23 protein-coding genes and 1 tRNA gene are annotated in these 19,617 nt (G+C 61.2%); 14 read left to right on the top strand and 10 right to left on the bottom strand.

Annotation, left to right across the window (positions count from 1 at the left end; all coding sequences use genetic code 11):
• The first annotated feature begins 59 nt into the window (after positions 1–59).
• Genes EHO51_RS11710 through EHO51_RS11700 form a run of 3 tightly spaced genes read left to right on the top strand, consistent with a single transcriptional unit; the run spans position 60 to position 2,568 of the window.
• Positions 60–836, top strand: a complete 777-nt coding sequence (locus EHO51_RS11710; RefSeq protein ID WP_124739048.1) for a LamB/YcsF family protein — start codon at positions 60–62, stop codon at positions 834–836.
• Positions 837–841: 5 nt separating this feature from the next.
• Positions 842–1,573, top strand: a complete 732-nt coding sequence (locus EHO51_RS11705) for a 5-oxoprolinase subunit B family protein (protein WP_124739047.1) — start codon at positions 842–844, stop codon at positions 1,571–1,573.
• On the top strand, positions 1,570–2,568 hold the full coding sequence (locus EHO51_RS11700; RefSeq protein WP_124739046.1) for a biotin-dependent carboxyltransferase family protein: 999 nt from the start codon (positions 1,570–1,572) through the stop codon (positions 2,566–2,568). The genes EHO51_RS11705 and EHO51_RS11700 overlap by 4 nt, the downstream gene beginning before the upstream one ends.
• Here EHO51_RS11700 and EHO51_RS11695 read toward each other — a convergent pair whose 3' ends face one another.
• The 3 genes from EHO51_RS11695 to gloB form a co-directional block, all read right to left on the bottom strand.
• Positions 2,569–3,408 (bottom strand): DUF5765 domain-containing protein, encoded by an 840-nt coding sequence (locus EHO51_RS11695; RefSeq protein WP_124739045.1) that lies wholly within the window; start codon positions 3,406–3,408, stop codon positions 2,569–2,571. It abuts the gene before it with no gap.
• An 88-nt stretch (positions 3,409–3,496) separates the two neighbouring features.
• A complete protein-coding gene (locus EHO51_RS11690) occupies positions 3,497–3,952 on the bottom strand; it encodes a cupin domain-containing protein (RefSeq protein WP_124739044.1) in 456 nt (151 codons plus the stop codon).
• Positions 3,949–4,725, bottom strand: a complete 777-nt coding sequence (gene gloB, locus EHO51_RS11685; protein ID WP_124739043.1) for a hydroxyacylglutathione hydrolase — start codon at positions 4,723–4,725, stop codon at positions 3,949–3,951. Before gloB ends, EHO51_RS11690 begins: the two co-directional genes overlap by 4 nt.
• 105 nt (positions 4,726–4,830) lie before the next feature.
• Between gloB and EHO51_RS11680 the strand changes: the two genes are divergently transcribed.
• Positions 4,831–5,586, top strand: a complete 756-nt coding sequence (locus EHO51_RS11680; RefSeq protein ID WP_124739042.1) for a class I SAM-dependent methyltransferase — start codon at positions 4,831–4,833, stop codon at positions 5,584–5,586.
• 152 nt (positions 5,587–5,738) lie between these two features.
• Here EHO51_RS11680 and EHO51_RS11675 read toward each other — a convergent pair whose 3' ends face one another.
• A complete protein-coding gene (locus EHO51_RS11675; RefSeq protein WP_124739041.1) occupies positions 5,739–6,422 on the bottom strand; it encodes an alpha/beta hydrolase in 684 nt (227 codons plus the stop codon).
• Between the two features lie 572 nt (positions 6,423–6,994).
• On the opposite strand from EHO51_RS11675, the gene EHO51_RS11665 reads away from it, so the two are divergent.
• Together EHO51_RS11665 and EHO51_RS11660 are read left to right on the top strand one after the other, a co-directional pair.
• The gene (locus tag EHO51_RS11665) at positions 6,995–7,195 is read left to right on the top strand and encodes a DUF2905 domain-containing protein (RefSeq protein ID WP_124739039.1); all 201 of its coding nucleotides are present in this window, start codon (positions 6,995–6,997) and stop codon (positions 7,193–7,195) included.
• A gap of 56 nt (positions 7,196–7,251) precedes the next feature.
• Positions 7,252–8,040: a DUF4239 domain-containing protein gene (locus EHO51_RS11660; RefSeq protein ID WP_245434567.1), complete on the top strand. Its 789-nt coding sequence runs from the start codon at positions 7,252–7,254 to the stop codon at positions 8,038–8,040.
• Positions 8,041–8,049: 9 nt separating this feature from the next.
• On the opposite strand, the gene EHO51_RS11655 is transcribed toward EHO51_RS11660, so the two are convergent.
• On the bottom strand, positions 8,050–9,354 hold the full coding sequence (locus EHO51_RS11655; protein WP_124739037.1) for a hypothetical protein: 1,305 nt from the start codon (positions 9,352–9,354) through the stop codon (positions 8,050–8,052).
• A 152-nt stretch (positions 9,355–9,506) separates the two neighbouring features.
• Here EHO51_RS11655 and EHO51_RS11650 point away from each other — a divergent pair, with 152 nt between their 5' ends.
• A complete protein-coding gene (locus EHO51_RS11650; protein WP_124739036.1) occupies positions 9,507–10,295 on the top strand; it encodes an FkbM family methyltransferase in 789 nt (262 codons plus the stop codon).
• A gap of 56 nt (positions 10,296–10,351) precedes the next feature.
• On the opposite strand, the gene EHO51_RS11645 is transcribed toward EHO51_RS11650, so the two are convergent.
• The 4 genes from EHO51_RS11645 to galE all read right to left on the bottom strand — a co-directional run bounded on the left by EHO51_RS11645 (position 10,352) and on the right by galE (position 12,389).
• Positions 10,352–10,428, bottom strand: a tRNA-Arg gene (locus EHO51_RS11645).
• An 86-nt stretch (positions 10,429–10,514) separates the two neighbouring features.
• Complete coding sequence (locus tag EHO51_RS11640) at positions 10,515–10,982, bottom strand: SRPBCC family protein (protein WP_124739035.1); 468 nt, start codon at positions 10,980–10,982, stop codon at positions 10,515–10,517.
• 2 nt (positions 10,983–10,984) lie between these two features.
• Positions 10,985–11,314 carry an ArsR/SmtB family transcription factor gene (locus tag EHO51_RS11635; protein WP_124739034.1) on the bottom strand — a complete coding sequence of 110 codons (330 nt, stop codon included), beginning with the start codon at positions 11,312–11,314 and terminating at the stop codon, positions 10,985–10,987.
• Positions 11,315–11,399: 85 nt separating this feature from the next.
• Complete coding sequence (gene galE / locus EHO51_RS11630; RefSeq protein ID WP_124739033.1) at positions 11,400–12,389, bottom strand: UDP-glucose 4-epimerase GalE; 990 nt, start codon at positions 12,387–12,389, stop codon at positions 11,400–11,402.
• Positions 12,390–12,606: 217 nt separating this feature from the next.
• Here galE and galU point away from each other — a divergent pair, with 217 nt between their 5' ends.
• The 6 genes from galU to EHO51_RS11600 all read left to right on the top strand — a co-directional run bounded on the left by galU (position 12,607) and on the right by EHO51_RS11600 (position 17,451).
• A complete protein-coding gene (gene galU, locus EHO51_RS11625; protein ID WP_124739032.1) occupies positions 12,607–13,491 on the top strand; it encodes a UTP--glucose-1-phosphate uridylyltransferase GalU in 885 nt (294 codons plus the stop codon).
• Positions 13,492–13,663: 172 nt separating this feature from the next.
• Complete coding sequence (locus EHO51_RS11620; RefSeq protein ID WP_124739031.1) at positions 13,664–14,884, top strand: beta-ketoacyl-[acyl-carrier-protein] synthase family protein; 1,221 nt, start codon at positions 13,664–13,666, stop codon at positions 14,882–14,884.
• A gap of 53 nt (positions 14,885–14,937) precedes the next feature.
• On the top strand, positions 14,938–15,144 hold the full coding sequence (locus EHO51_RS11615) for a hypothetical protein (protein WP_124739030.1): 207 nt from the start codon (positions 14,938–14,940) through the stop codon (positions 15,142–15,144).
• On the top strand, positions 15,144–16,439 hold the full coding sequence (gene murA, locus EHO51_RS11610) for a UDP-N-acetylglucosamine 1-carboxyvinyltransferase (protein WP_124739029.1): 1,296 nt from the start codon (positions 15,144–15,146) through the stop codon (positions 16,437–16,439). The genes EHO51_RS11615 and murA overlap by 1 nt, the downstream gene beginning before the upstream one ends.
• A gap of 150 nt (positions 16,440–16,589) precedes the next feature.
• On the top strand, positions 16,590–16,889 hold the full coding sequence (locus EHO51_RS11605) for a hypothetical protein (RefSeq protein WP_124739028.1): 300 nt from the start codon (positions 16,590–16,592) through the stop codon (positions 16,887–16,889).
• A 145-nt stretch (positions 16,890–17,034) separates the two neighbouring features.
• Entirely contained in the window at positions 17,035–17,451 is a 417-nt protein-coding gene (locus tag EHO51_RS11600; protein WP_124739027.1) for a hypothetical protein, read from the top strand.
• Between the two features lie 107 nt (positions 17,452–17,558).
• On the opposite strand, the gene EHO51_RS11595 is transcribed toward EHO51_RS11600, so the two are convergent.
• Positions 17,559–17,780: a hypothetical protein gene (locus tag EHO51_RS11595; RefSeq protein ID WP_124739026.1), complete on the bottom strand. Its 222-nt coding sequence runs from the start codon at positions 17,778–17,780 to the stop codon at positions 17,559–17,561.
• A 1,478-nt stretch (positions 17,781–19,258) separates the two neighbouring features.
• On the opposite strand from EHO51_RS11595, the gene EHO51_RS11590 reads away from it, so the two are divergent.
• Positions 19,259–19,594, top strand: coding sequence for a hypothetical protein (locus EHO51_RS11590; protein ID WP_124739025.1), 336 nt, complete (start codon positions 19,259–19,261; stop codon positions 19,592–19,594).
• Positions 19,595–19,617 lie beyond the last annotated feature (23 nt).

Here is a 19,617-nt window from a genome sequence, read left to right as displayed (position 1 = left end):
CGCCGTGGCGCGGTTGCGCCAATCTCGCGGCCCCACTTCAAAGGCGACTCGCACTTCTCATGACTTCCGCTTCTCGCGTCATCGATCTTAACGCCGACCTCGGGGAAGGTTTCGGCCATTGGCGCATGGGCGACGACGACGCCATGCTCGACATCGTGACGAGCGCCAATGTCGCTTGCGGCTTCCACGCCGGCGACCCCGACATCATGGCGACGACATTTGCGCGCGCCAAAGAAAAGGGAGTCGCCGTCGGCGCCCACGTCGCCTTTCCGGACCTCGCAGGTTTCGGTCGGCGCAGTTTGCCGATGAGCGCGCGGGAGATCGAGCGCGCCGTCGCCTATCAGCTCGGCGCGGCGCAAGCGCTGGCGGTTTTGAGCGGACATCGAATCACGCATGTGAAGGCGCATGGCGCGCTCGCAAATATCGCCGAGCGCGACGCCGACGTCGCGAACGCCATCGCCCGCGCGGTCCGCGGCGTCGATCCGTCGCTCGCGCTGCTCGCGATCGCGCTGTCCGAGCAAACGCACGCCGGCGCGCGCGCGGGGCTGCCCGTCGTGAATGAAATTTTCGCCGACCGCGCCTATACGGACGACGGACGCCTGCAGCCGCGATCGGAAGAAGGCGCGGTGATCGAGGATATCGATAGAGCCTGCGCCCGCGTGCGCGACATGCTTGCGAGCGGCGGTCTCAGGACCATCAGCGGCAAACTCCTGCCGACGCAAATCGACTCGGTCTGCGTTCACGGCGATTCGCCGCTTGCGGTTGAAATGGCCCGGAGGCTGCGCGCCGCGCTCGAAGGCGACGGCTGCAAGCTGCGCGCCTTCGCAGGAGTCTGACCGCAATGGATTATGAGACGCCGCGCTTCCTCGACTGCGGCGAGTCGGCGCTGTCAGTGGAATTCGGCGACAGCGTCGATCCCGCCGTCAATGCCCGCGTGCTGGCGCTCGACGAGCGTCTTCGCGCCGCGCCGCCGGCCGGCCTGCGCGAAACGACGCCCACCTATCGCGCGCTGTTCCTGCGCTACGAGCCGCTCGAAATTTCGCGCGCCGCGCTTGTTGCAGCGATCGAAGGTCTGATCGGCACTGCGGGCGTCGAGGCGTCGCAGCCAGCTGCGCGCTGGACCTTTCCCTGCTGCTATGATCCCGAGTTTGCTGAAGATATTGGCGAAGCCGCCGCGCTGCTCGGGCAGACGGCGCAATCGCTGGCGCAGCTGCACGCCGGCGCCGACTATCGCGCCTACATGTATGGTTTCGCGCCGGGGTGGTGCTATCTCGGCGGACTGCCGCAGGCGCTCGCGATCCCGCGGCGCGCCGCCCCCCGCGGTCCGACGCCGCGGGGCGCGGCGTTGATCGGCGGCGCGCTCTCTCTGATCGCCGCTAGTCCCATGCCGACCGGCTGGTATGTCGTCGGACGCACGCCCGAGCGCATGTTCGCGCTGAACCGCAACCCGCCTTTTCTTATCGCGCCGGGCGACGCCGTGCGCTTTGAGCCGATTGACGCCAAGACATTTCTATCGCTCGAAGCGCGCGCCTTGGCCGGCGAGACGGTGGCGCGCCGGGAGACGCTGCTTTGAGCGCGCGGCTGCTTATCGAGGCCGCCGGGCCCGGCGTCACGATCCAGGACGAGGGCCGCTTCGGGCATTCGCGCTACGGCGTCACGCCGGCGGGGCCGATGGATCTTGGCGCTTATCTTGCCGCGACGCGCGCCGCCGGCGCCGACTGCGCGATCGAAGTTTCGCTTGGAGGCATGACGCTTCGGGCGGAAGGCGCGACGCTTTGCGTCGCTGTGGCGGGAGGCGATTTCGACATCCGGCTCGAAGGGCGGCCAATGCCGCCGGCGTGCCTGCTGCCGCTTGCCGAGGGCGCACGGCTCGCGCTGCGCGCGGGGGGATCAGGGGCCTGGTGCTATGTCGCCGTTGGCGGAACGCTCGATCTCGCGCCCACGCTCGGTTCGCGCGCGACGCACGCCCGGTCCGGCCTCGGGCCAAAGCCGCTCGCCGCCGGGGACGTCTTGATGCTCGCCGAGGCGGCGCCGCCGCCGCTCGAGCCGCTGGCCCTGGCGGCGCCTTGGCTCGCGTCAAGCGACGCGCCGATCCGCATTCTTCTCGGGCCTCAGGCGGATTATTTCACGCCGGAGGAGATCGAGGCTTTTCTGATGGCACGTTGGCGTATCGGCGCCCGCAGCGATCGCATGGCCTATCGGCTCGAGGGTCCGGCGATCCGCCATCGGCGCGGACATGACATCGTCTCCGACGGGGTCGCCATGGGCGCCATTCAGATTCCCGGCGACGGCGCGCCGCTGGCGCTCATGGCGGACCGACAGCCGACCGGCGGCTATCCGAAAATCGCGACGGTGATCGGCGCCGACCTCGGCCGGCTGGCGCAATTGCGTCCTGGCGAAGACCTGTCCTTCCGCGCCGTGGACTGGGACCAGGCGGTCGCCGCCCGCCGGGCCTATTTTGCGGCCGTCGAGGCCGGTGCGACGCGCGCGCCTCTCGGCGCCGCGATGAGCGCCGAGTCGCTGCTGGCGGAAAATCTCGTCGGCGGCGTCGTCAACGCGCGAGACTGATTATTCCGCCGGCTCCTTGACCTCGGTGAGGAGAGCGACGGACTCGGCCGGCTGCGGCGCCGTCGCGGCGAGGGCCGCCTTCGCCGCCGCTTTGCGCCGCTTCCACCATTTGATCAGCATCATCCACCAGGGGTCGCCGACATGCAGGTGATAGCGCAGCGGCGTCTTGATGATGGCGAGCACGAGTCCGATCGAGAACAGGCACCAGACCGCCGGCCATTCATTGATGTTGCTGGTCGTCAGGCCGGCGAGAAACGGCCCCGCAAGCCAAGAGAACAGGATGAAGCGCCAGCTGCCGTAAAGCGATGGGATGTAGAAGGCCATCAGCGGATATTCGATGTAGCCGCGTCCGAGATAGGGATTGCCGACCATCGAATTGCCAAGGCCATTCGTCGGCAGCAGCCAGGCGATGTGCCATTCGCCGCGCACCGTGCAGAGCACGTCGCCGCACAGCGGGCGTCCGAGGGCGCAATGGCCGGCCCAGGCGAAGGGATAGAGCTGGAGCAGCATGGCGATGGCCGCGACGAAGCAGCCGAAATAGGCCCAGGGCGCGATGATGCGGGCGCTGTCCTTGGGCATGAAATAGAGCGCGACGGCGTTAATGAAGAAGGGCTGGAATGTTATGTGGAGATAACCAAACATGGTCATCAATTGATTGAGCGGCGAGTCGCATTGGTTGAGAACCGAATAGGCGACCGCCTGAAGCGACTCCATGCTGGCGAAGTAGAGAAGGCAGACCCAGAGGGCGACCGGTTCGGGGTCTTTCTTGAGCGCCGAATAGGCCGCGCCGGCGATCCCCGTCGCCGCCAACACCGTTGACGCCTCTCCACTCCAACACATTCGGGCATTTCCTCTTTTATTGTCTGCGACCCGATACACTATCCGTTGGGTCGATCAAAGCCCCCGATCGGCTGAAAAGCCCTTGCGTTCAGGCTGGAACGTCGGGTGAGAAGTCCGCCGGCGCCAGCTCGAAGCCGGCGAATTCAAAGCCGGGCGCGACCGTGCAGCCGACGAGGGTCCACTGCTGCGGCCCCCCGCCGAGGCTTTTCGCCGATTGCCACACGCCTGCGGGGACGACGGCTTGCGGGTGCTCGCCCGCCGCGAGTTCGGCGCCCAGGCGCAAGACTTCGGTCGGGGCGCCCTGCGCCGCGATCTTAAGCTCGAGCGCCGCGCCGGCGTAGAAGTGCCAGACTTCGGCGGCGTCGACCCGATGCCAGTGGGAGATTTCGCCGCCAGGGAGCAGATAATAGATCGCCGTCGAGGCGGCGCGGGAGCCGCCGACCGGCATGGGATCGCGAAAGGTCTGCCGATAAAAGCCGCCCTCGGGATGCGGCGCGAGTTCGAGAAGCCGCACGAGTTCCTGCGTCGACAGCGCGCTTGTCATGCGGCGAAACTATTCTTGCGCTCGCGCATCGCCGCGAAGACGGCGAAAGGATCGGCGCCCTGCATGCCCATCGCGGCCTTCACGCTGGGGTCCTCGACGCGCAGAAACGGGTTGGTGGCGTTCTCGAGCGCGATCGTCGTCGGCAGCGTGAATTTTCCGTTCTTGCGCAGCTCGGCGACCGTTTGCGCCCGTTCGCGCAGCACCGGATTGTCGGGATCGACAGCGAGCGCGAATTTGGCGTTGGCCTGCGTATATTCATGGCCGCAATAGACGCGCGTTTCGCCGGGCAGAGTCGCGAGCGCTTCGAGCGTGAGGCGCATCATGTCCATGGTGCCCTCGAAAACGCGGCCGCAGCCGAGCGAGAACAGCGTGTCGCCAACAAACAAAATTTCATCGTCGCCGAAATAATAGGCGATGTGTCCAAGCGTATGGCCGGGCGTTTCAATGACGCGCGCGCATGCCTCGCCGACTTCCACGCTATCGCCTTCCGAAACCGCGCGATCGAGCGGCGGCAGTCGATGCGCGTCCTTGGCGGCCCCGATCACCTTCATGTGCGGAAAGCGCATCTTGAGCGTCTGCGTTCCCTGCACGTGATCGGCGTGATGATGGGTCAGCAGCAGATGCGTCAGCGGCCAGCCGCGCCGCTCCGCCTCTTTGGCGATCGCTTCGCCGTCCGGCGCGTCGACGCTCGCGGTCGCCCCGAGTTCCGGCTCATGAACGAGCAGGCCGAAATTGTCATTCAGGCAGATAAACTGCGCGACTTCCAATGCCATGGGCGTCGTCTCCTTGGGCGGCTGTCTATCATACCGCTTCGCAAAAAAACGCGACAGCCGAACGCGCGCGACCGGCGCGCCTTGCGCCACTGATCGATTGAGTCGATGATCGGGGCCATGCTCGACGTCGTCGATTTGCGGGCCTTTTACGACACGGCGCTGGGAGAGGTCGCGCGCCGCCTGGTGTCGCGGCTGGTGCGCACCCGCTGGCAGGACCATGCGGGGCTGCGCGTGCTCGGCCTTGGCTATGCGACGCCTTATCTCGACAGTTTTCGGGAGAAGGCGCAGCGGGTTCTCGCCTTCATGCCCGCCACGCAGGGCGTCGTCCATTGGCCGCTCGACGGGCGCTCCGCCTCGGCCTTGGTCGAGCCGTCGATGACGCCGCTGCCTGACGCCAGCATGGATCGCATCCTGATCGTGCATGCGCTGGAGACGGACGAACACCCGCATGATCTGCTCGAAGAAGTCTGGCGCATTCTCGCGCCCGGCGGCCGGGTGCTGATCGTCGCCCCGAGTCGCACCGGCCTTTGGGCGCGCGTGGACACGACTCCCTTCGGACAGGGTCACCCCTATTCGCGCGGCCAGTTGCAGCAATTGCTGCAGGAAGCGCAGTTCCTGCCGCTTTATTGGGACGAGGCGCTTTACGTGCCGCCGTTCCAGCGCGCGTCGCTGCTGCGCTCGGCGCCGGCCTTTGAACGCATCGCCGGCCGCTTCTCGCTGCCCGGCGGCGGCGTGCATATCGTCGAGGCGACGAAGCAGCTCTATCGCCCGGTGATGCGTCGCGCCGTCCGCCGCGTCCCGATCGAAGCCGAAGCGGCGATGGAGCCTGCCGGCGCCGAGGCCGGGCTTGAGGGAGTTTGAGGTTTCGGATGAGCTGTCGATTCGACGGCTGGGCGAGAGCGCTTCAAGATTGCATAGACTCATGTGATTGAAGAGGAATCGCTCGACATCACAATGTTGGAGCAGGTTCTCATCGAAAAAGTCCGCCAACTTTTTCGGAACCGGACCTAACGTCAGCGGCGGCGAAGCTCGACGGCGACGCCAAAGGACTGCGCCAGGAACAGGGCGCCGTGGATCAGCCCTGTTTCGTCGATTCCATGGCCAAGCCGCGCCGAGAGGTGCCATTGGGTCGGCACGCCGGAGTCGGCGAGCGCATTGGCGGACATGAGCAGCGCCTCGACGGGGATCATTTCGTCTTCTTCACCGTGAGCCAAAAGGACGGCCGGCGGTTTCTCATAGGCCGTCGGCGCTTCGTCCGCCTGCGCCGGCCCGAGCACATAGACGCCCGAATAGCCGAGAATCGCGCGCGGCGCGCGCTTGCGGCGCAGTCCCGTATGCAGCGCCATCATCGTGCCCTGGCTGAATCCGATGAGCGCCAGCGCTCTGTCGTCGAGGCCGCGTCGGTCGAGTTCGGCGTCGAGAAAGGCGTCGAGCGTCGGACGCGCAGCGACGCAGCCGCGCCAGCGCTCTTCAGGATCGCGCATGGTCAGCGGAAACCATTGTCGTCCGGTCGGCGATGCGGCGCATCGATCAGGCGCATGCGGCGCGACGAAATCGGCGTCGGGTAGGAAGGCGCTCCATTGGCGGCCGATGTCGATGAGATCGGCGCCGTCGGCGCCGTAGCCATGAAGGAAAACGACGAGCTGCTTAGGCTTGCCGGAGCGCGCCTGCACCTTGGGACCATCAATCGCCGCCATGAACCTGCGCCCTTCCGTCGCCTCGCCTATGCGCTGGAAGGTTTATGCGCGAAGGGCGGCGCCGGCGCAACGGCGCGCGAAACTATAGTGTCTTCACGAAAAACGAGACGATCTTGAACGCATAGATGCAAGCGGCGGCCAGCGTGCTGTGCTTGACCATGGTCATGGCGAGAAAAATGTGATCAGGCCTCATAAAAACCCTCATAGTCGCACGCAACCGCTGCGCGCCGGCGATCGCATCAGGAGCGACCCATTCAACGAGACGGTTGCTTTGCGAAGCGTCGCGCGGCCTGCGTCTCCAACAGGCTCCCGCAAGAGGCGCGCCATCCGCCATCGGTTCGATTGCGTCGGTTCGCCGCAGGCGAAAACCGAATGTCATGCGTCGAACCCGTCGCGGCACCTAAACTTTGACAAAGCGCCTGGTCAAGCGAAGGGCGCTGAGATTCCTAGCTTTGCGACAATGTGTCACCTGGAGCGGCGATCGCGAACGACGCGCCGTCGCTGCTGGCGATTTCGCTGAAATGCGCGAAATAGCATTCGTGAAAGTCATCGAACGACGAAAGGCTTAACCTGTGGCCAAGTTTCTCATCATCGCGGGGCTCGTCATGGTCGGCCTCGGCCTTCTCTGGGTGGTCGGCGAGCGGTTTGGCCTCGGGCGTTTGCCGGGCGACATCGTCATCGAGCGCGGCAATTTTAAATTCTATTTTCCGCTCGCCACGTCGCTCATTTTGAGCGTCGTCATCAGTCTGCTCTTGTGGTTCTTCAATCGATAAGGCCTTTGACAATTTGCCGCAGGCATTCGCTAATGCCGCCCAACAAGGAGGCGCCGGTGCCGCAAATCTTTAAGCATCTCTCCGTCACGCAAATGGCCCTGCTGTTCTGCCTGGGCTCGCTGGCCGGGACATGGCTCGGCGTATTTCTTTGTCGCCGCCTCGCCCACGAGCGGATACACGGCCGTCGCAACGCCAACGAGATGATTGGCCTGACATTGGCGTCCTTTTCGACGCTTTACGGAATTCTACTGGGACTGCTGGCGGTCGAGGCCTATCAAGATTTCTCCGCGGTCGCCGACGTCGTCTCAAAGGAGGCGCTCACGATCGCCGCGCTTCACCGCGACTTCGACGGCTTTCCGCAGCCGACCAGCAGCGAGCTTCAGGAAAAACTTCACAGCTACGCACGCGAGGCGGTCGAGGCCGTACATCCGCCGCCTGATGTCCCTCGCGAAGCCCATTCACGTTCGCCGGGACTGACCGCGCTATTCGCCCAGGTCATGAACTTTCAGCCCAAGCTCAAAAGCGAGGAGATGGTTCAAGCCGAGACGTTCACGCGTCTGAATTCGCTTGTCGAGCATCGCCGCTATCTCATCGCCGCCGGCGACAGCGGCATTCCGAAGGAGCTCTGGTGGGTTATGTGTCTCGGCGGATTCCTGTTGCTTGGCCTTGTGATCATTTTCGACATGGAACTTCATGTCCATCTGATCCTCAGCGGCGCTATTGCGCTCTTTATGGGATCGGTCGTGTTTTTGATTGCCGCGATGGACAATCCGTTCAACGGCGGGATGACGGTCGACTCAGGGCCGATCGAATCCGTGCTGCAGACTTTCGAGGCTCCGCGCTGAGACCGCTCATCAGTCGCTGCACTTTTTTTCGAACCGCCATTCGTCAGCCAGTCGAGCGGCGATCGCCTTGGCGACAACCCGGTTGCCGACGCTTTCGCCGGTCGCCGGGTCGGCGGAAAAGTGAATATGATCTGCGTAAACCGTGTCTGGAGTCGCGGAGAACACGTCCAGCAGGCTATGGACGGCGATTCCATCCTGCTTCAGCTTGAGCAGCGTATCGGTCATCTTGAGATACAGATCCTTGTAGCTCAAATCGCCAACCACGCCTTTTTCCTCTTCAGTTAGGGCCTTGCCGTAAACCGGCGAGGGCTGAATGAAGAACACCACTTTTGCGCCCTGCGCTTGGGCGAGCGCGGCGGTCGTTTTAAAATATTTCTTATACTGATCAAGGTTGTACTCGTAGACTTCCTCGCGGCTCCACTCCTTGGGGACAGAAAAATTCGTCAAATGCGACTTATGAAGCGACGCCATGTTTTTCATAATTGAATCGTTGAGCTTGGTGCGAGCCGCGTCGACCAAAAAGAATATCGTGTTTGATGACCTCAAAAGCGGCATATTAAAGTAAAACGAATAAAATGAGTTCAGCGCCGCGCCGCCCAGTATGGGCAAATAGCTGCCCGATGAAGATGGATTCACTAAGATAAAGTTGTTCGAAGGCCATTCGAAACGTTTTGACCAAGACGTCCATTTCTCGAGAAGCATATCCTTCTCATTGAAGCCTTCCAAGGTAACGATGCCATCGAAAACCTCGCCAAAGAGCAGGGTCATGATGGCCTGTTGCGGCTGCTTCCAACCGCCATCGGCGCCGTTATAAACTTCGAATGACTTCCGTCCCTCCGGAGGAGCATAGCATCTATTCAACTGTTCTTCGAGGTATTTGGGTTTACCTTTTTCCGTTTGGCCAAACATGGCGGCCACCGATCCGCCGCTCACCATGATGCGAAACGCGTCGGTCTCCTTCTTGTAGGGAAAGTCGCGTCCGAACAGACCGATATTATTTATCTCGAACTCTGAATTCTCGCAGGGCGGATTATCCGCATGAACGTTCGTCAAATAAGGGTGAGGGTAAACAGTGTCCATGTAGCGGCACTTGACGTTTCTCTTCGACGTCATGTGCACCACGAACGTATTCGAACGGCTCTCTTCGCGCGTTTGCGGGCTGACGAGTTTTCCTTCGCTCAGGAAATAGTAAAGAGTGAAGCCGGCTTCTACAGCGAGCAAACACAGCACGATCACAATGAAGTTAGCGGCGATGCGAACGCTGCGGCGGGGCGTTTTGGCCGGACTGTTTGTTGTTTCGCCTGTTCCGTTCATCAAAAGCCCTTTCCAATTGTCCCTGGCTCGTGCAAAAGACTCCAACCACATCAGCCAAGAGACTAAACGTGGTTTCGCCAATTAACAATTCACCTGGCGCCGTTCACGCTCGCGCATAAAGCGAATAGCACCGAGAGTTGAAGAGCGCCGACATGTGGATCTCCTACGCACAAAATTTCGAAGACGTCATGCTCGCGCGCGCCTTCGCGGATCTCGCGGAAGGCGTCTATGTTGATGTTGGCGCATGGGACCCGGACCTCGAATCCGTGACGCGGCATTTCTACGAAGGCGGGTGGCGCGGGGTCAATGTCGAGCCAAATCCTTATTATTTCAGGCGATTGCAGGAGCGGCGTCCGCGCGACGTCAATCTATCGTTCGCGGTCGGCGCGCAAGCGAGTCGGGCGACCATGACGCTCGTCCACGATACCGGCATGTCCAGCCTCGACGCCCATGTGGCTGCATCGCATGCGCAGCTCGGCTTCGAACAGGAGGAGATGCAAGTAGAGGTGCGCACACTCAACAGTATTTTTGAGGAGCAGGCGCCGTCCACAGTGCATTTTCTCAAGATCGACTGCGAAGGATCTGAGCGAGACGTCATCGTAGAGTTTGACCTTCGCCGGTTTCGGCCGTGGATCATCCTGGTTGAATCCGTGGCGCCGGGCGTCGCCAGGACAGAGTCACACAGTTCGTGGGAACCGCATATTTTGCGGTCCGATTATGTGTTTGCCTATTTCGATGGACTCAACCGCTTTTATGTCGCGCGCGAACACGCCGACCTGCAACGGCATTTTGCTGTTCCGCCCAACGTGTTCGACGATTTTTACGTCGACCGAATGATGCAGATGGGGCTGGCCCTGGAAGCCAAACGCAAGAAGGCCGCAAAGAAGGACAGAGCGGCCTGGTGGCGCACGCAATTCGTGGCGCGGCGCCGGGTGATCTGATCCGGCGGCGTCGACGCTCCGCCGAATGCGCCGGAGTTTCATACGCCTCGACGTGCTGGCGGTCCCGAAGGGATTCGAACCCCTGACCTTCGGTTTAGGAAACCGCTGCTCTATCCTGCTGAGCTACGGGACCGCGTCGCCTCTCTCTAGCATAGAGCGCGTTTTTGAAAAATTGCGTCATGGGCGTCGTGGGCTCGCCGGCGCCTGCGGGCGTGCTCCTCAGGAAATATTCCCCGCCACTTCCTCGAGTTGCGCAATGCATGCGCCCCAGCCGTCATAGAACCCCATCTTTTCGTGCCGCCGGCGCTCGGCGTCGTCCTTGTGCATGACGCGCGCGACGTAGCGCGTGCCGGAGCCCTCGTCGGCGATGGTCAGGATCGCGGTGAACGCGAGCCAGGGCGAGGCGGGACGCCAGTCGCCGACGAGCATCGAGGTGAAGACGATGCGCTCCTGTGGCGTGATGTCGAGAAAGCAGCCTGGATTGTCGCTTTCTCCGCCATCCGGCCCGCTCATGTATGTGTGAAAGGCGCCGCCGGGACGGAAGTCGAAGGCGCGAACCTCGGTTTTCCAGGGCCGCGGGCACCACCATTCCTTCAAGAGCGCCGGGTCGGTCCAAGCCTGCCAGACGCGCGCGCGGGGGGCGGCCACGAAGCGGGAAATTTCAAGGTCCAGTTTTTGATCGCCCATCCTTAATCCTCGCTTTTTTCCAGGAACGCATCCAAGCGATCGAAGCGCGCCTCCCAATGCGCGCGTTGCCGCGCGAGCCACGCCTGCGCGGCGTCGAATCTTTTTGGCTGGATGCGGCAAGTGCGCACGCGCCCGACCTTACGGCTCGTCACAAGCCCGCTCCGCTCCAGAGTCTGCAAATGCTGCATGACCGCAGGCAGCGACATGTTGAGCGGCTTCGCCAAGTCGCTGACATTCGCCGGCCCGCGCGCAAGGCGCTCGACCATGGCCCGCCGCGTCGGATCGGCGAGCGCCGAGAACATGCGATCGAGGCTCTCAGAACGCTTAGGCATGTGCTTAAGTATCATTGCGCGGCGTCAGCGGCAACAAAAACTTCACAAACCGCTTAAGTGTTGGGCGGACGATTCCGGCGCTGCATCAGCCGCCGCGCGCGATCAGACGCTTTTCCCACTCCAGCGCCTGGCGAACGATCTCGTCGAGGTTGTCATGCTGCGGCGTCCAACCGAGCGTCCGGCGAATTCTTTCGTTTGCCGCGACGATCGCCGCGGGATCGCCCGGCCGTCGCGGCGCCATCTCGATGTCGAAATCGACGCCCGAAACCCGCTTCACCGATTCGATCACCTCGAGAACGGAAAAGCCGCGCTCATAGCCGCAATTGGCGGTGAGATTGGCGCCGCCGTCGCGCAGATAGCGCAAGGCGTCGAGATGGGCGCGCGAGAGATCGGTGACCTGTATATAGTCGCGCACGCATGTGCCGTCAGGCGTCGGGTAATCATCGCCGAAGACCTGCAGCTTCGGGCGCAGGCCGAGCGCCGTCTGCACGGCGACCTTGATGAGATGCGTGGCCTCGGGCGTCGATTGCCCCGAACGACCTTTCGGATCCGCGCCGGCGACGTTGAAATAGCGCAGGGCGACATAGGCAAGGCCGTGCGCGCGCGCCGTATCCTCCAGCATCCACTCGACCATGAGCTTCGATCGCCCATAGGGCGAAACCGGCTTCAACGGCTCGTCCTCGCTGACCGGATTATGCAGCGGGTCGCCGTAGACGGCGGCGGTCGAAGAAAAGATAAAGCGTTTGACGCGACGCGCCACCGCCGTCGCGAGCAGGGTGCGCGCTTTCGCCGTATTGTTGAGATAATAGCCGAGAGGATCGGCGACGGAGTCGGGAACGACGATCTTTGCGGCGAAGTGAATGATCTCATCGACGCCGTGGCGCTCGATCAGATCGGCGACGAGATCCGCGTCGCCGAAATCGCCGACGACGAGCGGCGTCCCCTCCGGAACGGACCAGCGAAAACCGGTGGATAGATCATCGAGCACGACCGGCGGACCTTCGCCGGCGTCGAGCAGTTCGAGAACCGTATGACTGCCAATATAGCCGGCGCCGCCCGTAACCAGAACCGTCATGCCGCAACCTTCCTCTCGTATCTTCGACAGATGTTCACGCCGCAGTCCTGACGCCTCATGTCTTTTGCGCCGTTCGCGTCGCGAACTCTACGATCCAGCCAAATCGTGCTAAACGGCCGAGTTTCAAGCCGCCTTCGGTCGACCCTGCGGCGAGTCGCCTCTGGAGCGATTCGCCGCTATCACCCCTTCGCCGTCTCACCTCTCAACGGGCTTCTCCATGAGCAAACGCATTCGCAAGGCTGTTTTCCCCGTCGCCGGCCTCGGCACGCGCTTTCTGCCCGCCACCAAAGCCGTGCCGAAGGAGATGCTGACCGTTGTCGACCGCCCGGTCGTGCAGCATGTCGTGGACGAAGCGCGAGAAGCCGGCATAGAGCATTTCATTTTCGTCACCGGGCGCGGCAAGGGGGCCATCGAAGATCACTTCGACATGGCCTATGAGCTTGAGGACACGCTGCGCCGCCGCAACAAGTCCAAGGAATATGAAGCCCTGATGTCGGACCTGCCGGCCGCGGGGGCGACGAGCTTCACCCGTCAGCAGGCGCCGCTTGGCCTCGGCCACGCCGTATGGTGCGCGCGCGACATCATCGGCGACGAGCCCTTCGCGGTGCTCCTGCCCGACATGATCACGCTTCCGGCGCCGGGCCAGAACGCGCGCTGTCTCGCCGAGGCGGTCGCGGCCTACGAAAAGCACGGCGGCAATATCATCGCGGTTGAGGAAGTGAAGCCGGAAGAGACGCATCAATACGGCATCGTCGCGCGCGGCAAGGATTATGGTTCGACCTTCGAGATCACCGGCATGGTCGAGAAGCCGCCGCAGGGCACGGCGCCGAGCAATTTCATCATTTCCGGGCGCTATATTCTGGAGCCGGAAATTTTCGGGTTGCTCGAAAAGCATGAAAAAGGCGCAGGCGGCGAAATTCAGCTCACCGACGCCATGATACATCTCGCGAAGACGCGGCCCTTCCACGCCGTATGCTTCGACGGACGCACCTATGACACGGGCTCAAAGCTCGGATTTCTGGCGGCCAATGTAGCTTTTGGCCTGGCGCGGCCGGACGTCGCGGAGGGCCTGCGCGCCGAGCTGAAGAAGTTGCTCGAATAGAGTGTATATCTATAAAAGCCAGTGGTTTATGCGCGTCTAGGGCGAACGGCGCTTTTGTCTGCGGCGCGGTCCGCCGTTTGACGCCGGCGGGCGCCTCATTAAACCTTCAAACGATTCTTAAGATCGGCGCATCGCCGCGCGCGGTTGAAATCAAGCAAAGGATTGAACATTGATGCCGCAACAGGGCGCCGCGCGTAGAATCGTCATTACCGGAATGGGCGCGGTGTCGGCCGCCGGCGTTGGCGCGACGCCGCTGTGGCGCGCGGCGCGCGACGGCGTGTCTTGCGTGCGCCCGTTGAAATCCGAGCGCCCCTATGTAGGGCGAATCAAGATCGCCGCGCAGGTCCCGGATTTCGATCCCGCCGCCTATCTCGAAGCCGAACTGCTCCCCTACTGCGATCCCTTCACCCAATTTTCCATCGTCGCCGCCGATGAAGCGCTGGCGCAAGCCGGGTTCGAGCGCAAGCAAGTCGGCGGGCCGCGCACGGCGGTCATCATCGGCACCGGCATCGGCGGCGCCACGACCATCGATAATAACGCCTATCTCGAATATAAGCTCGACGGCCGTCCGGATACGTTGACTGTGCCGCGCCTGATACCGAGCGCCGCGCCGACGACTCTCGGCATGCGCTACGGCGCCAAGGGACCGACCTTCGCGCTCGCCTCCGCCTGTTCCTCGGCGGCGCAGGCCATCGGCGAAGCCTTCGAAATGCTGCGCGCCGGCCGCGCCGATCGCGCGATCGCCGGCGGCGCGGAAGCCTGCGTGATCAACGGTTCGATTCGTTCGTGGGAGGCGCTGCGCGTTCTCACTCCCGATCTCTGCCGCCCGTTTTCGTCAAAGCGCAACGGCATGACGCTTGGCGAAGGCGCCGCTGTCTTCATCCTGGAGACGCTGGAAGGCGCGCTGGCGCGCGGCGCGACGCCGCTCTGCGAACTCGCCGGCTATGGCACGACGAGCGACGCATTCGATCCGCTGCGCGCCGACGTCGAAGGTCCGTCGCGCTGCATGCGGCTTGCGCTCGAAAGCGCCGGACTGGAGCCCCGCGACGTCGACTATCTCAACGCCCATGGCACCGCGACCTACGCCAACGACATCACCGAGTCCCAGGCGATGCGCGCCGTCTTTGGCGACGCACCGCCGCCGGTTTCGTCGACGAAACCCGTGCACGGCCATGCGCTCGGCGCGAGCGGCGGGCTGGAGCTCGTCGTGACGATTTCGGCGCTGCGCGATCAAATCGCGCCGCCGACGATCAATTTTCTTGAGCCTGACCCCAAATGCGCGGTCGACGCCATTCCCAATGTCGCGCGGCAAATGCCGATTCGCGTCGCGCTCTCGAATTCTTTCGCCTTTGGCGGCATCAACGCCACGCTCGCCGTGCGGGCGATGATTTAATCGGGTAGGGCCCTAGAATCGCAGAAGTTTTGCACGAGGGGCGGTCGACCGCGATGACAGAGAACGACGAGCAGGGCAGGAGGGGCGCCCCAAAAGGGGCGGATTTTAGCCCGAAGTCTAACGGCGAGCCGAAGAAGAAGGCGGCGCTTGCCGCCGCCTTGCGCGCCAATCTTGCCCGGCGCAAGGCGCGCGAGCGCGCGCTGCGGGACCAGGCGCCAGCGAAACACGGCGAGGACTCGAAAACCGACAGCGAGGGGTGATGGATAAGATCAAGATCGTCGGCGGGACCAGGCTCAATGGCGTGATCCCGATTTCCGGCGCGAAGAACGCCGCCTTGCCGTTGATGATCGCATCGCTCCTGACGCGCGAAACCGTGACGCTCGCCAACATGCCGCTCCTCGCGGATGTGATGCTTCTTGAGCGCATTCTCGGCAATCATGGCGTGGATTACGCCATCGCCGGCAAGCGCACCGGCGAGTCCGTCGACGCCGGCCGCACCGTTCATCTCACCGCGCGTGAAATCGTCGACACCACCGCGCCCTATGATCTCGTCTCGCGCATGCGCGCCAGCTTCTGGGTGCTCGCGCCGCTCGTCGCGCGTTGCGGCGAGGCGCGCGTGTCGCTGCCGGGCGGCTGCGCGATTGGCACCCGCCCTGTCGATCTTCTGCTCATGGCGCTGGAAAAGCTCGGCGCCAAACTCGACATCGAAAATGGTTACGTCGTCGCCTCGGCGAAGAATGGTCTCATCGGCGCCGAGATCGACTTTCCCAAAGTCACCGTCGGCGGCACGCATACGGCGCTGATGGCGGCGTCGCTCGCGCGCGGGACCACCGTGCTGCGCAACGCCGCGCGCGAACCCGAAGTCGTCGATCTTGCCGACTGCCTCATAAAAATGGGCGCGCGCATCAAGGGCGCCGGCCAGTCGACGATCGAGATCGAGGGCGTGGGTTCGCTTTTCGGGGCAAGACACGCGGTCATGCCCGATCGCATCGAGGCGGGCACTTACGCCATGGCGGTGGCGATGACGGGGGGCGACGTTCTGCTCGCCGGCGCGCGCGCCGATCTTCTGCAGGCGGGGCTCGACGCTCTCGTGCAGGCAGGCGCCAGCATCACCGAGACGAATGAAGGACTGCGGGTGACGCGTAACGGCGCCGGCATTTCGCCGGTCGACGTCACGACGGCGCCCTTCCCCGCCTTCCCGACCGATCTGCAGGCGCAGTTCATGGCGCTGATGACGCGCGCCAAGGGCGTTTCGCGCATCACCGAGACGATTTTCGAGAACCGCTTCATGCATGTGCAGGAGCTCGCGCGGCTCGGCGCTCAAATCAAGCTTGAAGGGGATACGGCGATCGTGACGGGGGCCGATCACCTCGATGGCGCGCCGGTGATGGCGACGGATCTGCGCGCCTCAGTCTCGCTCGTCATCGCGGCGCTCGCCGCGCGCGGCGAGACGACGATCAACCGAGTCTATCATCTCGATCGCGGTTTCGAGCGCCTGGAGAAGAAGCTGCGCGACTGCGGCGCGGAAATCGAGCGCATCACCGCGGCGGGGTGAGGGGCCGGCGGCCATAGCGACGCAATAATTCCACTAAGATCAATTGACATCGCCCCTACCGTCGTCAGGAGCCGAGCGACAAAATTTTTCAAGAAACGTTACTCGACTCGACCGTCGTGTCGTCATATTTTTAAGCGGTGAGAGGTCGTTATGAGTGATCTGACCAACATAATATATCTGTTTGGCGCTGGCATTATAATGATAGGCGTCTGGTTTTTGAACAGCAGGCTTGCGATAAAAGAATGTCAGGGCGACAGAGCGAAGCTCTACCAAGTGTATTTTTTGTATTCACGCGCTATGTTTTCTCAAAGCGCCGAGCGCATTGCCGCTCAGTTCGGAATTTCTGTTAACGATGCACGTGTCCTTGTAAAATTTACAGCTATATCTGTTGGAGAGTTTTTTTGTCTCGGGTTACTCTGGCTAGCCGTTATGCTTAGCTTGGCGCGCTAATTAAAAACTTTGGGCGCCAGCTTTGATTTCGTCGACTGGGAGACAGGCTTTTTTGGTCGGGTGATCCCAGTATTCGACGATCATGAATCCGAAACAGGTGGATTCGAAAACGAATTCTAGAAGCGCTAATTGACGGACCTAAAAGTTGTTTATTTTTATGTATCTGACTGTTCACCTCTCAATCGCTGCCGTAGCGACGGCTCTTTATGTTTGGCCACAGGAGTTGTTGGGGGCTGATCCAAGAGCTTTAAAGATAATTGCAACTTGGTTACTAATATGCGGCTACCTATTTGGAATTGTATTTTGCTTTAGCGATGAGTTGGAGAAATTCAAAGGAGTCGCTCCAAGCCCAGTGTTTGTAGTTACCGATGTTATCGCCGTGATTTTACTTTGTCCTATTAGTAATTTGGCAGTATTATATGTGACTATCAAGAATGCACTCGCTCAGCGTAACGGAGGAAGCTTACTTCCGGCTCTAACGTTCGGGCTGGTGGTTTGGTTTAACGTCGCATGTATAATCTTTTTCGATTATATTCTTGACCAAGATGCATTCAATATGTAAGTGGCGAGCGTGATACCGTGCCTGAATGGTAGTTCAAGATATGGCATCACAGATCACTTTCACCGGGAAGCCGCGGTCGTTGACGCGACGAAGGACACTGCGGCCGTTCATTGGGCGAGTTCCGACTCGCTCTGGTCGGAGCCGCTCATCGCCCAAACCATCGCGCCCGGCGAGCAGAAGCTGCCCGTTTCTTTCTGCGTGGAGATCAAACTCAGCCGCGACGCCGACGGCGTCGGGTCGGAATGATAGAACATGAAAATGATGATCTCTACTCTTGGATCAATGGTGTTGGTCGCAGGCGTTTTGCTGTACGCTCTCGAAATCGACATTGGAAAGCTTCTAATGGCGTATCCTAACACAGTCGACGTCAGCCGTAAGGAGGATGTGGCCGGACTAAAGCTCAAAGCTGGCCATCGTTACCTGGTCTGCTACATTCCAGGCGGATCTGGAAAACTAATAAATTCAATAATTATGACGAACGTCATCGATAAATATTGGAATACGCTACTAAAAACAGCGTTCAAAAACCTCCATGATGTGTATCTTGGCGATCACAGCGCTGCGCTGCTAATCATAGCGGATTCTATGGAATACTATATCTTTCTCGATATGTACAAATATATATTATACAGGCCTTCCGATGAGGAGACTATTTGTGAAGTACACGATGGCGCATTTGTTCCTCGGTTAAATGTCAACTAAGTGCTTGGGGGAGCTCCTCCTTGGGCAATGATTACGGCGACGGCAATCTGCCCGGCAAGGGCGGCGCATGATGCAGGCGGCTGAAATTGCAGTGGAGACTCGGCGCATGCGCGGACGAAAACCCAAGGCGCCTCAATATTACAGGTTCCGCGCAGCGCTCACTGACCGGCCGCCTTTCTTTGAGCTGGCGAATAGGGAGCGCTTGCAGGCATGCGGTTCGCTGCTTGCCGAGCCTGGCTGGCCGGATGGCTATGCGCGGCTGACGCGTCACCCCTGGCGATCCGCTGCACATGATGTGGACGCAAGCGCATATGTTAAGCGAAATCACGACGTGTTCGGGACGCTGGAATTACCAAAACGTCGTTGGCGGGCGAGACACGCGCGATCTGCGCAATAGTTTGGCAGAATTTTTCGAAACGACAATTCGAGAATACGAAGCCGGCGATCCGGCCACGCTGTATGGCTCCGCCGGAATTCCTGCTGATTTGGAGGATGACGATGGCTGACATATCCAAGTGAGAAAAGTCCTGCCTTGAGATTCGGTGGCCGTTCATTGGGCGAGTTCCGACGCGATTTGGCCAGTGACAGCAAAATTCTCCGCTGGCTTCGCCAGATAAAAAGCGGAATGAGAGAGTATCCAAATTGTCCAATGAGCTGCAACTAGTTGCTTTCCTCATTTTTGCGTCAGTGGGCCTCGTATGGTCTTGGCACAGAATTGTTACTTACTATTTCCGGTCACGAAATTGGAAAAAATGTAAAGGAGTTGTGCTTCAGTGTGAAGGTAAATTATACAGCGACAATAACTACTTATATGAGTTACTAGTGCGGTATTCTACTGGAGATAAGCAGTTAACTGTGAAAGTTAATGCTGGCTATCTTCGCATAAATGTTGGCGAAAACGTTTTATTGATATGCGATAAAAGAAATGCACTAAATTGTCAGCTTGTAGATGCTTATGAGAATATCTGGACGCCTTTAGCTATCTCGAGTGTTCTTCTGCTACTGATCTTTCGGATTCTAATGACTGCCTCACGTTAAATGTTCATCGATCGACGGCCAGACGATTTTCACCCGCACCAACGGGACGAGGGGAACGGCGGCGACGGTGACTCTCGTCTACGACGCTAGGGGCGCCGCCCTGCGCTCGACGACGGCGACGGACGCCAATAGCGCCGTGACCCTCAAAAACAAGGCGCTCAATCCGGACGGTTCGCTAGCGAGCGAGACGATTTCCGTGACCTCGGCGGACGGCAAGTCCCGCACGCTCTCGCGGGATGTCGACAGCTACGCCGTCATCGACCACTGTCAGACGGAGACGACTGTCGTCAACGGCGACGGCTCCAAGGTCACGACGCTGATCGACAAGACCGGCGGCCGGTCAATCTCGACAAGATCGTCACAAGTAAAAAGTTCCCGCTTTACTTTCTCGAAAGCCGCTTGACAGCCAAAGCGCCGCCGTTACTG

Source organism: Methylocystis rosea (assembly GCF_003855495.1).
GTDB lineage: Bacteria > Pseudomonadota > Alphaproteobacteria > Rhizobiales > Beijerinckiaceae > Methylocystis > Methylocystis rosea_A.
Note: the sequence above shows the minus strand (reverse complement) of the source record. Positions and strands in the feature narration are given on the sequence as shown.

Excerpts from the sequence above, each read along its gene's own strand:
- galU (WP_124739032.1), top strand. The coding sequence starts at position 12,607 with ATGAGCAAACGCATTCGCAAGGCTGTTTTCCCCGTCGCCGGCCTCGGC.
- EHO51_RS11635 (WP_124739034.1), bottom strand. The coding sequence starts at position 11,314 with ATGCCTAAGCGTTCTGAGAGCCTCGATCGCATGTTCTCGGCGCTCGCC.
- EHO51_RS11675 (WP_124739041.1), bottom strand. The coding sequence starts at position 6,422 with ATGGCGGCGATTGATGGTCCCAAGGTGCAGGCGCGCTCCGGCAAGCCT.
- galE (WP_124739033.1), bottom strand. The coding sequence starts at position 12,389 with ATGACGGTTCTGGTTACGGGCGGCGCCGGCTATATTGGCAGTCATACG.
- EHO51_RS11595 (WP_124739026.1), bottom strand. The coding sequence starts at position 17,780 with ATGTCGATTTCGAGAGCGTACAGCAAAACGCCTGCGACCAACACCATT.
- EHO51_RS11605 (WP_124739028.1), top strand. The coding sequence starts at position 16,590 with ATGAGTGATCTGACCAACATAATATATCTGTTTGGCGCTGGCATTATA.
- gloB (WP_124739043.1), bottom strand. The coding sequence starts at position 4,725 with ATGGCATTGGAAGTCGCGCAGTTTATCTGCCTGAATGACAATTTCGGC.
- EHO51_RS11615 (WP_124739030.1), top strand. The coding sequence starts at position 14,938 with ATGACAGAGAACGACGAGCAGGGCAGGAGGGGCGCCCCAAAAGGGGCG.
- murA (WP_124739029.1), top strand. The coding sequence starts at position 15,144 with ATGGATAAGATCAAGATCGTCGGCGGGACCAGGCTCAATGGCGTGATC.
- EHO51_RS11620 (WP_124739031.1), top strand. The coding sequence starts at position 13,664 with ATGCCGCAACAGGGCGCCGCGCGTAGAATCGTCATTACCGGAATGGGC.
- EHO51_RS11650 (WP_124739036.1), top strand. The coding sequence starts at position 9,507 with ATGTGGATCTCCTACGCACAAAATTTCGAAGACGTCATGCTCGCGCGC.
- EHO51_RS11655 (WP_124739037.1), bottom strand. The coding sequence starts at position 9,354 with ATGAACGGAACAGGCGAAACAACAAACAGTCCGGCCAAAACGCCCCGC.
- EHO51_RS11710 (WP_124739048.1), top strand. The coding sequence starts at position 60 with ATGACTTCCGCTTCTCGCGTCATCGATCTTAACGCCGACCTCGGGGAA.
- EHO51_RS11705 (WP_124739047.1), top strand. The coding sequence starts at position 842 with ATGGATTATGAGACGCCGCGCTTCCTCGACTGCGGCGAGTCGGCGCTG.
- EHO51_RS11640 (WP_124739035.1), bottom strand. The coding sequence starts at position 10,982 with ATGGGCGATCAAAAACTGGACCTTGAAATTTCCCGCTTCGTGGCCGCC.
- EHO51_RS11690 (WP_124739044.1), bottom strand. The coding sequence starts at position 3,952 with ATGACAAGCGCGCTGTCGACGCAGGAACTCGTGCGGCTTCTCGAACTC.
- EHO51_RS11680 (WP_124739042.1), top strand. The coding sequence starts at position 4,831 with ATGATCGGGGCCATGCTCGACGTCGTCGATTTGCGGGCCTTTTACGAC.
- EHO51_RS11695 (WP_124739045.1), bottom strand. The coding sequence starts at position 3,408 with ATGTGTTGGAGTGGAGAGGCGTCAACGGTGTTGGCGGCGACGGGGATC.